At 62.8% G+C, this 829-nt stretch carries 1 protein-coding gene; it reads right to left on the reverse strand.

The annotated features are described in order from the left end of the window. Positions 1-829: formyl-CoA transferase (frc, locus tag G3O01_RS44910; protein ID WP_241024807.1), on the reverse strand; the 829-nt coding region annotated here is incomplete at both ends.

An 829-nucleotide genomic window follows, 5' to 3' on the forward strand; every position in this document is an offset into this window, starting at 1 on the left:
ACCCACACGGGTGCCTGCGTGATGAAGTAGATGTACGCGTTCGGATCGTGCTCCCAGCCCTTGCACTTGAGGATCCAGCCAGGCTGACCGCCACCCGATGCATTGCCCGCGCGCGGCACCGCTTCACCAAACGTACCGTTCGGATACTGCGGATATTCCTTCATCACGCCCGTGCGCTCCAGACGCTGCTGGTCGCGCAGCTTCACGCGGCACAGGTTCAGCACGCCGTCCTGCATCGCGGCGAGCACCTTCTGGCCGCGGCCTGTCATCGTGCGCTGATAGAGCGCGGTGACGATGCCCAGCGCCAGATGCAGGCCCGTGCCGCTGTCGCCGATCTGGGCGCCTGTCACGACGGGCGGGCCGTCGTCGAAACCTGTTGTAGAAGCTGCGCCGCCCACGCACTGCGCGACGTTCTCGTAGACCTTGCAGTCCTCATAAGGACCGGGACCGAAACCTTTCACCGAAGCCACGATCATCTTCGGATTCAGTTCCTGGATGCGTTCCCACGTAAAACCCATACGATCGAGCGCGCCGGGCGCGAAGTTCTCGACCAGCACGTCGCACTTCTGGATCAGCGCCTCGAGCACCAGCTTGCCTTCGGGATTTTTCGTATCGATGGTGACCGAGCGCTTGTTGTGATTGAGCATCGTGAAATACAGGCTGTCGGCGTCGGGAATATCGCGCAGCTGTTCGCGCGTGATGTCGCCTGCGCCTGCGCGCTCCACCTTGATCACGTCCGCGCCGAACCACGCCAGCAGCTGCGTGCAGGTCGGCCCCGATTGCACGTGCGTGAAATCGAGAATGCGCACACCGTCGAGTGCTTTGCCCA

It is taken from the genome of Burkholderia sp. Ac-20365 (assembly GCF_017104715.1).
Classification (GTDB): Bacteria; Pseudomonadota; Gammaproteobacteria; order Burkholderiales; family Burkholderiaceae; genus Paraburkholderia.